This is a genomic window from Zhengella sedimenti (assembly GCF_046506625.1).
Taxonomy (GTDB): Bacteria; Pseudomonadota; Alphaproteobacteria; order Rhizobiales; family Rhizobiaceae; genus Zhengella; species Zhengella sedimenti.
This window is the reverse complement of record NZ_JBKFFP010000002.1, coordinates 612,551-624,997: the sequence shown is the minus strand read 5'-3', so window position 1 is coordinate 624,997 and position 12,447 is coordinate 612,551. Positions and strand designations below refer to the sequence as shown.

11 protein-coding genes are annotated in these 12,447 nt (G+C 66.8%); 4 read left to right on the top strand and 7 right to left on the bottom strand.

All coding sequences use genetic code 11. The features are described 5' to 3' along the window. Positions 1–4 precede the first annotated feature (4 nt). Entirely contained in the window at positions 5–994 is a 990-nt protein-coding gene (locus ACLB6G_RS08575) for an L-threonylcarbamoyladenylate synthase (RefSeq protein WP_410355722.1), read from the bottom strand. Between the two features lie 158 nt (positions 995–1,152). Between ACLB6G_RS08575 and ACLB6G_RS08570 the strand changes: the two genes are divergently transcribed. Next, positions 1,153–1,602 carry a hypothetical protein gene (locus ACLB6G_RS08570; protein WP_410355721.1) on the top strand — a complete coding sequence of 150 codons (450 nt, stop codon included), beginning with the start codon at positions 1,153–1,155 and terminating at the stop codon, positions 1,600–1,602. A gap of 87 nt (positions 1,603–1,689) precedes the next feature. Here the strand turns inward: ACLB6G_RS08570 and glyS are convergent, their stop codons facing one another. The 3 genes from glyS to ACLB6G_RS08555 all read right to left on the bottom strand — a co-directional run bounded on the left by glyS (position 1,690) and on the right by ACLB6G_RS08555 (position 5,045). After that, positions 1,690–3,966 carry a glycine--tRNA ligase subunit beta gene (gene glyS / locus ACLB6G_RS08565; protein WP_410355720.1) on the bottom strand — a complete coding sequence of 759 codons (2,277 nt, stop codon included), beginning with the start codon at positions 3,964–3,966 and terminating at the stop codon, positions 1,690–1,692. Beyond that, a complete protein-coding gene (locus ACLB6G_RS08560; protein WP_410355719.1) occupies positions 3,966–4,466 on the bottom strand; it encodes an endonuclease domain-containing protein in 501 nt (166 codons plus the stop codon). Before ACLB6G_RS08560 ends, glyS begins: the two co-directional genes overlap by 1 nt. 90 nt (positions 4,467–4,556) lie before the next feature. Continuing rightward, the gene (locus ACLB6G_RS08555; protein ID WP_410355718.1) at positions 4,557–5,045 is read right to left on the bottom strand and encodes a fasciclin domain-containing protein; all 489 of its coding nucleotides are present in this window, start codon (positions 5,043–5,045) and stop codon (positions 4,557–4,559) included. A 364-nt stretch (positions 5,046–5,409) separates the two neighbouring features. Between ACLB6G_RS08555 and ACLB6G_RS08550 the strand changes: the two genes are divergently transcribed. Beyond that, the gene (locus ACLB6G_RS08550) at positions 5,410–5,580 is read left to right on the top strand and encodes a hypothetical protein (RefSeq protein WP_410355717.1); all 171 of its coding nucleotides are present in this window, start codon (positions 5,410–5,412) and stop codon (positions 5,578–5,580) included. 53 nt (positions 5,581–5,633) lie between these two features. On the opposite strand, the gene ACLB6G_RS08545 is transcribed toward ACLB6G_RS08550, so the two are convergent. Together ACLB6G_RS08545 and ACLB6G_RS08540 are read right to left on the bottom strand one after the other, a co-directional pair. Beyond that, entirely contained in the window at positions 5,634–6,563 is a 930-nt protein-coding gene (locus ACLB6G_RS08545) for a glycine--tRNA ligase subunit alpha (protein ID WP_410355917.1), read from the bottom strand. A gap of 76 nt (positions 6,564–6,639) precedes the next feature. Next, a complete protein-coding gene (locus ACLB6G_RS08540) occupies positions 6,640–8,040 on the bottom strand; it encodes a GH25 family lysozyme (protein WP_410355716.1) in 1,401 nt (466 codons plus the stop codon). 247 nt (positions 8,041–8,287) lie between these two features. Here ACLB6G_RS08540 and ACLB6G_RS08535 point away from each other — a divergent pair, with 247 nt between their 5' ends. Continuing rightward, complete coding sequence (locus ACLB6G_RS08535) at positions 8,288–10,060, top strand: acyl-CoA dehydrogenase (RefSeq protein WP_410355715.1); 1,773 nt, start codon at positions 8,288–8,290, stop codon at positions 10,058–10,060. A gap of 89 nt (positions 10,061–10,149) precedes the next feature. Beyond that, a complete protein-coding gene (locus ACLB6G_RS08530) occupies positions 10,150–10,902 on the top strand; it encodes a crotonase/enoyl-CoA hydratase family protein (RefSeq protein WP_410355714.1) in 753 nt (250 codons plus the stop codon). A 54-nt stretch (positions 10,903–10,956) separates the two neighbouring features. On the opposite strand, the gene ACLB6G_RS08525 is transcribed toward ACLB6G_RS08530, so the two are convergent. Continuing rightward, positions 10,957–12,396 carry a DEAD/DEAH box helicase gene (locus ACLB6G_RS08525; protein ID WP_410355713.1) on the bottom strand — a complete coding sequence of 480 codons (1,440 nt, stop codon included), beginning with the start codon at positions 12,394–12,396 and terminating at the stop codon, positions 10,957–10,959. Positions 12,397–12,447: the final 51 nt, after the last annotated feature.

The window sequence follows — 12,447 nt, the reverse complement described above, 5'->3', positions numbered from 1 at the left end:
TGTCTCAGTCCTTGTCGTCACGCGATCCCGCGCCTTTACGCGGCGCCGCCGCGCGGGCCAGCCGGTCGTTGATCGCCTCGCCAAGCCCCGTCATGGGCACGGGTTCTACCGCGATCCGCGCCACGCCGGTGGCGTCCAGCGCATGCATGTGGGCAAAGAGATTTGCGGCCGCTTGCCCGAGGTCGCCCGCGGGCGAAAGGTTGAGGAGGGCGGCAGCCGCCTCGTGGCCGGCGATGCGGTCCGGTCCGAAGGCCAGCAGCGCTTCGCCCGGTTCCACGCTTTCGGCATTGAGACGCATCGTCGCGCGCGGTGCGTAATGCGAGGCCAGCATGCCGGGCGCTTCCACCGCCACGCCGGGCCGGTTGCGAATGACGGACAGCCCCATGGCTTCGATATCGTCTGCCGTGACGCCGCCGGGCCTGAGCAGGCGCACCACGCCATCCTCCACCTTCACGATGGTCGATTCCACGCCCACTGGCGCCGGTCCCGCATCAACGATGAGCGGAACCCGCTCGCCGAGATCGGCTGCGACATTGGCCGCGCTGGTTGGCGAAATGCGGCCCGAGCGATTGGCCGATGGCGCGGCAACGGGCCGCCCGAGCAGGGCGACGACATCCGCGCCAAAACCGCGCGGCATCCGCAGCGCCACCGTTTGCTGCCCGGCCGTGACCAGCGGATGGACGAAGGATTGCGGGGCGAGCGGCACCACGATTGTCAACGGACCGGGCCAGAACCGTTTGGCCAGCGCCAGCGAAATGGCGTCGAACATGCCGGTTTCGCGCGCCATCGCGAGCGATGCCACATGCGCGATGAGCGGGTTGAATCGCGGCCTGCCCTTGGCGGCGAAGATCGCGGCCACGGCTTCACCGTTCGTCGCGTCTGCGGCGAGGCCATAGACGGTCTCGGTGGGAATGGCGACGAGCTGGCCCGCGTCGAGCGCCGCCGCAGCCAGCCGCAATGTCTCCGGATCGTCAGCGTTCAGGATCTGCGCCACGGGCCTTTTCCGTCCAAGAAGCCCCGTTCCCTAGCCTTTGGCGGCATGCTCCGCAAGCACTGGCACGATCCGTCAAATTTGATCTTTTTCCAAAACGGCATTTTCAACCGCCTTTGCTAGGTTCGGGTCGAAATACGGGTAGGAATGGGGTTTGTGAAATGAAAATTCTCTTTCTGACAGGCGGATTGCTGCTGGCGGCAACGGGTGTGCAGGCCGAAACGCTGCCGAACGGGACCCCGATCCAGCAGATCTCGGCATCGGTCTTCCTTTTGGGCGCGCCGGCAGAGCCGGAGGCGGAACCCGCCCCGCTGGCCTCGTCCGCCGAAACGGTCAAGGTGGCCGCTGTTCCCACAGTGGACATGACGCTTGACGAGATCATCGGCGAACGCCCCGAAATCATGAACCAGCCGCGCAGCCTCGCCGATATCGGGGCGCCGGGCGGACAGGACGGGTTCCCGGGTGATGGTGCGGACATTGCCGCTGCCGCCGCCGCAGGCGGTGCGGCTGTGCCCGAAACGCGTCCCGCCGAAATCGACACCGGCCGCACAGCCGCCGTCAATCCGCCGGCCGCGCCCGAATTCCCGGGCATGGAACTGCGCCGCGAGTAAGTGCCGTGCGGCGGGTCCTGACCTCGGCCCGCTGGCACGTTCGGGAGGCGGATGGTCGGTGAGGCCGTCTGCCTTCTCCTTTTTCAATCAGCCCGCGATGCGCGAGAAGTCGGCCACCTGGCCGGTCGCCGCGCGGATGCGCGCCAGCAGCGCCAGCCGGTTGGCGCGCACCTTGTCATCCTCGGCATTCACAAGGACGGCTTCGAAGAAAGCATCGACCGGTTGACGCAGGCGCGCCATGGCACCCAGCGCCGTCTCGTAGTCCTCCGCCGCGATGGCTTGCGCGGCCAGGCGTTCGGCTTCTTCCAGGCTGTCGAAGAGCGCGCGTTCCTCGTCCGTCCCGAACAGCGACGAATCGATGGCGGAAGCGATGGCGGTGCCCTTCTTTTCCTCCGCGGCCAGGATATTGGCCGCCCGCTTGGTGCCGGCCAGCAGGTTCGTGCCGTCCTCGGTGCCGAGAAAGGCGCCCAGCGCCTCCACGCGGCGGATGATGAGCAGGATATCGTCACTGTCCGGCGAGATGACCGCGTCGATGAGATCGTGGCGCGCGCCTGAATCCTTCAGATAGACCTTCAGCCGGTCATGGAAGAAGGACAGCAGGTCGGCGGCGATCCCCCGCGCATCGTTGGCGGCGGCCACATGCGCGAGGTCATTGACCCACTGGTGCTCGAAGTTTTCCGCCACGCGCTGTTCATGCGGCACATGGGTCTCGATGAGGTGGTCGCGGAAGGCTTCGTCCCCGAAGGCACGGTCTTCCAGGGTGTGTTGAAGATGGTCTGCGGCCACCTGGGCGAGCCCCATGCGCACGCCGTTCTCCGCCACGATGCGGATCACGCCGAGCGCGGCGCGGCGCAGCGCGTAGGGGTCCTTGGAGCCGGTCGGCTTCTCGTCGATGGCCCAGAAACCTGTCAGCGTGTCCAGCTTGTCGGCCAGCGCCACAGCGATTGAAACGGGAGCGGCGGGCACCGCGTCGGACGGACCCTGCGGCTTGTAATGCTCCTCGATGGCCGCGGCCACGGCGCTGTCCTCGCCTTGCAGGGCCGCGTAGGTGCGCCCCATGGCGCCTTGCACTTCCGGGAATTCCTGCACCACTTCCGTTTGCAGGTCGGCCTTGGCCAGCAGCGCCGCGCGCCGTGCCAGCGCGGCATCGGCGTCAATGATCGGCGCCAGCGTCTCCGCCAGCTTGGCAATGCGCTCCACCCGTTCGCCCTGTGTGCCGAGCTTCGCGTGGAAGGTCACACCGAGATGATCGAGGCGGGCCATGCGCTGGTCCAGCGGCTTGGCGAGATCGAGCCCGAACGTCGCCGCGCTGCCCTTCAATGTGTCGAGATCGGGCAGGTCGGCCTGGTCGGTATGCCAGAAATAGAGGGCGTCGGAGAGGCGTGCGCGCACCACCTTGCCGTTGCCATAGGCGATTTCCCTGCCGCCATCGCGCGCCTCGATGTTGGCGACGAGGATGAAGCGGTTGGAAAGCGCGCCATCCTTTCGGGTGACGAAGCATTTCTGGTTGGTCTTGATGGTCAGCCGGGTGACCTCGTCCGGGATTTCAAGGAACGCTTCCTCGAATTCGCCCATCAGCACCACCGGCCATTCGACAAGGCCCGAGACCTCTTCGGCCAGACCCTCGTCCTCCACCAGTTCCAGCCCGTTGGCGAAAGCCAGGTTGCGCGCGTCCTCCAGGATGATCCGCTTGCGCCGTTCGGCGTCGAGGATCACCTTCGCCTTTTCGAGGCTTGCCACGTAGTCGTCGAAACGGCGCACCGTGAAGGCATCGGGCGCATGGAAGCGGTGGCCGCGCGTCTGGTTGCCGGCGCGGATGCCGTCGACCTCGAAATCCACGACCCTTGTTTCCTCGGTCTCCGGTCCGAAGGTGCACAGGATGGATTGCAGCGGACGCACCCAGCGCAGCGAACCGGATTCGGCGGATGCCGCGCCCCAGCGCATCGATTTCGGCCACGGGAAGCCGCGGATGATTCCCGGCATGATGTCGGCGATGATGGCCTCCGCATCGCGGCCGGGCGTCTGGATCACGGCGACGTAGAAATCGCCCTTCTTGGGGTCGGAACGGATCTCCGCCTGGTCGATGGAGGCAAGGCCCGCGCCGCGCAGGAAGCCCTCGATGGCCTTTTCCGGGGCATCGGTGCGCGGACCCTTGCGTTCCTCGCGAACATCCTTCGAGCGGGCCGTCAGGCCCCGGATGTCGAGTGCCAGCCGGCGCGGCGTCCAGTATTCCCGCGCTGCCTCGTAGGTCAGGCCCGCCTCGACAAGGCCGTCGGTCACCAGCTTCTTCAGATCGCCGGCAGCCTTGCGCTGCATGCGGGCCGGGATTTCCTCGGAGCGGAGTTCAAGCAGAAGATCGGGCATCAAGGGCTCCTCGCCCTCCCCTTGATGGGGAGGGTCGGCGCGTCAGCGCCGGGGTGGGGTGTTGCTTCCTGCTCACCCCCACCCGCGCCGTCGGCGCGACCTCCCCCATTGAGGGGGAGGTGGGAGCGCGCGTCCTCGACGGCGCAATAAATCGTATCGAGCACGGAATCCAGTTCATATTTGACGTCATCGGTCCAAAATCGCAAAACACGGTACCCTTGGCTGCTGAGCCAGGCATCCCTGCGGGCATCGTGCCGCATCTGCATTTCTTCGCCGTGCTGCCTTCCGTCTATCTCGACGATGATCCGCAATTTGTGGCAGGCAAAGTCCGCGCAGTCGGGCCCTATCGGCACCTGACGCCGGAAATGGGTTCCTTCAAGCGGGATTCGCCAGAGGTGCCGCCAGAGCCGGGCCTCCATGTCCTGCATGCCGTTTCTCAGTGTCCGGGCGGATTGGATGCGAAAGCGCTTCATGCGCGCGATGATTGCATCACCCCGCACGTCTTGTCACCCGCCGCGCCAATGAAAAAGGGCGCGCCCGGAAAAGGCGCGCCCCGTCCTGCCACGGACAGTCAGAGGAGAGGGTTCGGGTCAGTCCTGCGGCAGAATGACAGTGTCGATCACGTGGATGACGCCATTGTCGGCGGCGACATCGGCGGTCACCACCTTGGCGCCGTCAACCATGACGCCGTCGGCGCCCTTGGTCACTTCGATCGTGGTGTCGCCGGCGGTCTTCAGCGTGGTGACCTCGGTGGTTCCGTCGGCGATGTCGCCGGCCATGATCTTGGAGGGGACGACGTGATACTGCAGGATCGCGACGAGCTTGTCCTTGTTCTCCGGCTTCAGCAGGTCCTCCACCGTGCCAGCGGGCAGCTTGGCGAAGGCTTCGTCGGTCGGCGCGAAGACGGTGAGGTTTTCGCCGGTGGCCAGCGCATCGGCAAGGCCCGCGGCCTGGGCAGCAGCCAGCAGCGTGGTGAAGGAACCGGCCGACTGGGCCGTCTCGACGATGTTGGCGGCGGCAGCCGGCGTGGCGGCGGCGGCGCCAATCGCGATGGCGGAGGCAAAGGCATGAATGCGCATGTATACTTCTCCCGATGGTGAATGACTGATCGGCAGCCCTTGTCTTTCAGCGGGGGCGGGCTGGCCGGCGACAGGTTCTGTTTGCGCCCTGTCCCCCGCTTACACGCCGGCTCCCGGCTGCCGGTTCAGTCAAAACCGGCCCGCCAGTTTTCCATCACGCCTGCGTGAAACCGGTGATCCGGCAACGCTTCGCCACAATCGGCTTCGCCAGAAAAAAACCGGTGGGCGTGAACCTCGACGGCCTCTGGCGACACAAAGGGACATGCCTGTCCCGTCCGGGTGAACGCCGGCTGAACGGCCCCGTCAGCACCGGTTCAAGCGCGGCGGGGCAGGCTGCCTGGAATGCCCTTCAAGCGAGGCCGCCATGTCCATCTCCGCCATGCTTCATTCGATCCTGCTGATGGCCTGTCTCGCCAGCCATGTGCAGGCCGATGTGTTTCACATGGCCGGAATGCGCCGTGCCGTGGAAGCAACCGCCAAGGAGCCGCACAAGCCGCCGCGGCTGGCGCGGGGGATCATGGTCGCCCGGTCATGATTTTGGAAATGGGACGCGCCGGCCGCCTTGTCAGTCCACCCTGCAGAATGTTCTCAGGCGGTTTCTGCCGCCATCGAAGCGCCGCCGGCTTCCGTCAGCAGGAAGGCCTCGCCGCACTGGCGTGCAAGGTTGCGCACCCGCAGGATGTAGCTCTGGCGCTCGGTGACCGAGATCACGCCGCGCGCATCCAGCAGGTTGAACACGTGCGAGGCCTTGATGCACTGGTCATAGGCCGGCAGCACGCATTTGTGCAGGTGGCCCGGCTGGTCCGGCGCGCCGGCGGCCAGGAGCGCGGCGCATTCCTTTTCGGCGTCGATGAAGTGCTGGTGCAGCATGGCGGTGTTGGCATATTCGAAATTGTGCCGTGAATATTCCTGCTCGGCCTGCAGGAAGACGTCGCCATAGGTCACCTTTTCGGCGCCCTCGCGCCCGTTGAAGTTCAGGTCATAGACATTGTCCACGCCCTGCACATACATGGCGATGCGCTCCAGCCCGTAGGTCAGTTCCCCGGAAACCGGTGCGCACTCGATGCCGCAGACCTGCTGGAAATAGGTGAACTGCGAAACCTCCATGCCGTCGCACCAGCATTCCCAGCCAAGCCCCCAGGCGCCCAGTGTCGGGCTTTCCCAGTCGTCCTCGACGAAGCGGATGTCATGGACGAGCGGGTCGAGCCCGATGGCCTCCAGCGATCCGAGGTAAAGTTCCTGCAGGTTGGACGGATTGGGCTTCAGGATAACCTGGTACTGGTAATAGTGCTGCAGCCGGTTCGGGTTTTCGCCATAGCGCCCGTCCTTCGGCCGCCGCGACGGCTGCACATAGGCCGCGTTCCACGGCTTCGGCCCCAGCGAGCGCAGCGTCGTGGCCGGATGGAACGTGCCGGCACCCACTTCCATGTCATAGGGCTGCAGGATGGCGCAGCCGTAATCGGCCCAGTAGTTGTGCAGGGCGAGGATCAGCCCCTGGAAGGAACGCTTCGGGCTCATGTGATCGGCGGTCATGGCGGCCTTGCTCGTCTGGAAACGGTCGATGCCGCTGCTTAGACCCGGCAGCGGAGCGCGGTCAAGGCGCCAGCTTCGCGGGCCCGCCGGTGCCGGTCCGCTTCGCGGCCGTCTCCGGCCGTTCCGGTCCCTGCAAGGCATGCTCGGCGAGGCTGACATCCACGAGCGGCAGGCCGCCTGCCATTGCCGGCCGGAAAACGATGCCCCTTGGCCGCAGATGCGCCGGAACACGGCCGAGGAAGGCCAGCGGACGCTGTGCGGTCGCGGACCGGCCGGGCGCGAAGCGCTGCGCCGTTCCCGCGGCCAGCATTGCGGAAGTGGAGCCGGTCGCCATCATGTCGAGCATTTCACGCGCCTTGTCGCGGCTGCCCATCGGCGCGTAGGCGGCCAGTATGGAGGGTCCGGCGGGCGGGGCGCTGTCGGCGGAACGCAGCGGGAGCGCTGCGGCGGCCACCATCCTGTAGGAGGCGGCGAGCCGGTCCTTCAGCGGCGCCAGCACCGCACGGGCAAAACGCACCCGCGCGCCCTCGTTCAGCGCGCTCGCCCGCGACAGCGGCAGCGGCACGCGCTCGCCGGCGGGCGGAGGCACGGTGGCCGAAACCCGCACGCCATCCTCGCCGGATGGCGGATCCTGCACCGGAACGAGCCCCGGGAATGGCCACGCCCTTTCCAGTTCACCGCGCGTCATGGCGGCGACGTTGACGTCGATGTCGTCGGGCGTGCCGGGCGGCCGGTAGGGGCACGACCGGCGCGAGCAATTGACCTGGGTGGCGAACTGCCACAGCGCATAGCCGGTCCAGTTCCCTTTCGGAAAATGATCGCCGATGGCCGGCTTGTAGCGCGCATACCAGAGGTTCAGCCGCGACAGCACCGGGTAGGCGTCCCGGTTGTCCGCGATATGCCGGGAGGTGTTGCCGTTGGTGTAGAGCACCGGCCAGCGTCCGAGCCGGGCATGAATGTGGCGGACGAAGATTTCCGCGTCCTCCAGCGACATCCACTCGTCCGAATTGTCCTCGATGTCGAGCGCGATCAGGTCGTCCGGACCGGGCTGGGCAAAATCGATGAAGTGGTTGGCCTGGTCGATCGGATTGCCCGGCCGGCCGAGATGATAGGCGCCCCACAGCATGCCGAGCGACTTCGCCATCATCCGGCGCGTGTGGTAGAGTTCCTTTGCCACCGAATAGCGCTTCCACAGCGCGCTGCACAGCCGCTTTTCCGTCTCGCCGCCGGAGCAACGGTATTTCGGCGGCAGGCCGTCGGAGGCCTTGTTGATGAAACCAGCGATCCGTTTGTCCCTGGCCAGTTCATGCCAGTCGATCGGGTTGTATTCGTAGGCGTCGATGACCAGCGCATTGGCCGGGTTTTCCCAGGGCCGCGTGAAACCGGCCGCCTGGGCCGGCACGGCAAGGGCCATCGCGGCGGCCAGCGCCGCGCCTCCAAACCATGAGATGTGTGCCCGCATCGTCTGCTCCCGGATCCCCCGGCATCCGGTCAGGGTGCCGTTTCATGTTTAACGAAGGTTGAACGGGGTCTGGCCCCATGGCCGGATGCCATCCGATCATGGCCCGGTCGTGCCCGCCGTGCGGCGCGAAGGAGGCAATTGCACGGCAGCTTTTCCTCTCAAATGTCATCTGGAAAACAGTGCGGGCTTGAAAAACCGGGCAGGAAAGTCAAGAAATCGCTTCCAACGCACGATCCGGAGAGACCCCATGTATCGCAGCCCCGTCGCGGAGATCGCCTTCACGCTCAAGCATGTCGCCGGTGTCGGCAAGGCCATGGACGAGGGCCTGCTCGGCGACCTGTCGGAGGATCTGCTGGACGCGATCCTTGAAGAGGCGGGCAAGTTCGCCTCCGAGGAGATCGCGCCGCTTTACAAGGTGGGTGACACCCAGGGCTGCACCCATGCCGACGGCAAGGTGACGCTGCCCGACGGCTGGGCCGATCTCTACCGGCGCTGGGCGGCCGGCGGCTGGAACGCCATTTCCGGCCCCGTCGATTTCGGCGGGCAGGGCCTGCCGGTCTCGCTCAACACGGCCACCCAGGAAATGTGGAACTCCGCCTCCATGGGCTTCGCGCTCGGGCCGATGCTGACCATGGGGGCCATCGAGGCGCTGGAGGCCCACGGCTCCGACAGCCTCAAGGCGAAGTTCCTCGAAAAGCTGGTGTCAGGCGAATGGACCGGCACCATGAACCTGACCGAGCCGCAGGCCGGTTCCGATCTCAATGCGTTGCGCGCCCGTGCCGAACCGGCTGGCGATGGCACCTACCGCATCTTCGGCCAGAAGATCTTCATCACCTGGGGCGAGCATGACGCCGCCGACAACATCATCCACCTTGTTCTGGCGCGCCTGCCCGACGCACCGGCCGGCACGCGCGGCATTTCGCTCTTCCTCGTGCCGAAATTCCTCGTCAACGACGATGGCAGCCTCGGCGCGCGAAATGACGCCGTCTGCCACTCCATCGAGCACAAGCTCGGCATCCATGGCTCGCCCACCTGCACCATGATCTATGGCGACGGCAAGCACGGCGATGCGCCCGGCGCCATCGGCTACCTGATCGGCGAGGAAAATCGCGGTCTGGCCTGCATGTTCACCATGATGAACAATGCCCGCCTGAACGTCGGCATCCAGGGCGTCTCCGTGGCCGAGGCCGCCTACCAGCATGCGCTCGCCTATGCGCTGGACCGCCGGCAGGGCAAGGCGCCCGGCCATGACGGCGAGGGCATGGCGCCCATCGTCCACCATGCTGATATCCGCCGCACCCTGCTGACCATGAAGGCGCTGACCCAGGCCGCGCGCGCCATCTGCTACAATTGCGCCCATGCCATTGACATGGGCCGCGCAGGCGGGGAGGGGGCCGCGCACTGGCGCGACCGCGCCGGCCTGCTGACCCCCGTCGCCAAGGCCTTCTCCACCGATATCGGCGTCGATGTCGCCTCCATGGGCATCCAGGTGCATGGCGGCATGGGATTCATCGAGGAGACGGGCGCGGCCGCCTATCTGCGCGATGCCCGCATCGCCCCCATCTACGAGGGCACCAACGGCATCCAGGCCATCGACCTCGTCACCCGCAAGCTGCCGCTAGGCGGCGGCGAACAGGTGCACGGCTACATCGCGGAACTGCGCGGCGATGCCGAAACCGCGCGGACGTCCAACGATCCGGCGCTCGGCGAGACCGGCGCACGCCTTGACGCCGCGCTCGACGACCTCGACGCCGCGACCCGCTTCCTGCAGGATGCCTTGTCCGGCGGGCGCATGGAGGAGGCGCTGGCCGGTGCCACGCCCTATCTGCGCCTGTTCGCGCTGGCCGCTGGCGGCTGCTACCTGGCCCGCGCGGCGGCAACCGGGGAAGGCGAGGGCCGCGCCGCTCTGGCCCGCTTCTTCGCCGAGAATCTCGTCGGCGAAACATCGGCGCTCAAGGACCGCGTCATGGCGGGCGCGGCCAGCCTGGAAGCCGCTTCCGCCGCCTTGCTCGCCTCATGACGGATTTCCCCTTACGTAAACGGAAATAATCCTTGCGCTCGCGCCGGGCCTGACGCAATGATCGCCCGGCACGCCAGGGAGGAAACGGAATGAGCGATCACGTGATTGTCGGGCGGGACGGCCCGGTCATGACCATCCGGATGAACCGTCCGGACAAGAAGAACGCGCTGACGCGCGCCATGTATGCCACGATGGCATCCGCGCTCACCGAATCCGACGACGATCCGGAAATCCGCTGCCGCGTCATCCTGGGCGTTCCGGGCGCTTTCACATCGGGCAACGATCTCGCCGATTTCCTCGCCATTTCCATGGGCGGGGAAGGCGGCATGGAGGTCTATGATTTCCTGATGGCGCTGGCGACGGCGAAGAAGCCCGTCCTCTCGGCCGCGGACGGGATCGCGGTCGGCATCGGCACGACCATTCATTTCCATTGCGACCTGACATTTGCCACGCCGCGCACGGTCTTTCACACGCCCTTCGTCAGCCTCGGCCTTGTCCCGGAAGCTGGCTCCAGCCTGCTGGGTCCCGAGATCATGGGCCGCCAGCGCGCCTTCGCCATGCTGGGCATGAGCCGCGGCTTCAAGGCCGAGGAAGCAAGGGATGCCGGCATGATCTGGTCCGTGACCGGCGAGGATGAACTGGAAGCGCGCGTCATGGAGGCGGCAGCCGACATCGCGGCCAGACCGCCGGAAGCCCTCAGGATCGCCCGTGACCTGATGCTGGGCGACCGCACCGCGCTCGTCGAACGCATCCGCGAGGAGGGCAAGCTGTTCCGCGCCCGCCTGAAATCCGACGAGGCAAAGGCCGCCTTCATGGCCTTCATGAACCGCAAGAAGGCCTGAAACGGATCGGGGCCGGCAGATTGTGCCGGCCCCGTTCTTCGTTTGTCGGCCTGTTCAGGCGCCGATACCGATATTGCCCAGCATGCGCTGCAGGCCGGCCTCGTGGGCCTGCGTGCTGGCGGCCGGCTTGCGCCGGCGCCGCTTGCGGCTCTTGGCGCCCGCCTCGCCTGCGGTCTTGGCCGGAGCAGGCTTGGCGCCTGGCGCACGGTCCGCCGTCGCGTTCCGCCCTTCGCCTGCCGGGCGCGCGTTGGTCCGGTTGCGCCGGCGCTGGCGGCCTTCCCCGTTCGAACCCGGCCTGCCTGCATTCTGCGGCCGGCCTTCACGCCGTCCGGCATTCGCCTCCGCCTCGTCGCCGGGCGCCGGTGCGCCCAGGTCGTGCGCGGCGACCGGCAGCTTGAGGCCGGTCAGCTTCTCGATGTCACGCAGCAGCGGGCGTTCGCTGGTATCGCAGAAGGCGACGGCCTGGCCGCTGCGCCCGGCGCGGGCCGTTCGGCCGATCCGGTGGACATACACCTCTGCCACATTCGGCAGGTCGTAATTGTAGACATGCGAGACGTCGTCGATGTCGATGCCGCGCGCGGCGATATCGGTTGCCACGAGCACGGAGAGCGAACCGTCCCGGAAGGCGGCAAGCGTCTTCTCGCGCTGGTTCTGGCTCTTGTTGCCGTGGATCGGCTGCGCCGCGATGCCCGACCGGTCGAGCTGCTGGCACAGCCGGTTGGCGCCATGCTTGGTGCGGGTGAAGACGATGGCGCGCTTCTCGCCGCCGTCCTTCAGCAGCTTCGCCAGCAGGCGCGGCTTGGCCGTCTTGTCGACGAACACGACCGATTGCTCGATGCGCTCGATCGGCTTGGAGACCGGCGCGACCGAGATTTCCGCCGGATTGCGCAGGAATTCGCTCGCCAGCTTGCGAATGAGCTTCGGCATGGTGGCCGAGAAGAGCAGCATCTGGCGCTGGGCGGGCAGCTTTTCCAGGATCTTGCGCAGGGCCGGCATGAAGCCGAGATCCAGCATCTGGTCGGCTTCGTCGAGGACCACCGTCTTCACGCCCGAAAGCGTGATGGCGCCGGTCTGCATGTGGTCGAGCAGGCGCCCGGGTGTCGCCACCAGGAAGTCTGCGCCGCGCGCCATGGCGCGGACCTGCGGCCCCGCCTTCACGCCGCCGATCACGGTGACGACAGAGGGTTTGAGCGCACGGCCATAGGTCTCGATCGCTTCGGCGATCTGCGCGGCCAGTTCGCGCGTCGGTGCCAGGATGAGCACCGTGGCGCTGCGCGCCGGCGCGTTTTTCCGGCCGGCCGCAATGGCGTTGAGTTGCGGCAGCACGAAGGCGGCGGTCTTGCCGGTGCCGGTCTGGGCAATGCCGAGCACATCGCGTCCGCTCATCGTGACGGGGATGGTTTCCACCTGGATCGGGGTGGGTGTTTCATAGCCTTCGGCCAGAAGGGCATCGAGAATGGAACTGGCCAGGCCAAGGTCTTTGAATGTTGTCAACTTATGTCGTTTCCGGCCGCGCCCAGTCTTCCGACATGGCAAGCGCGGCAC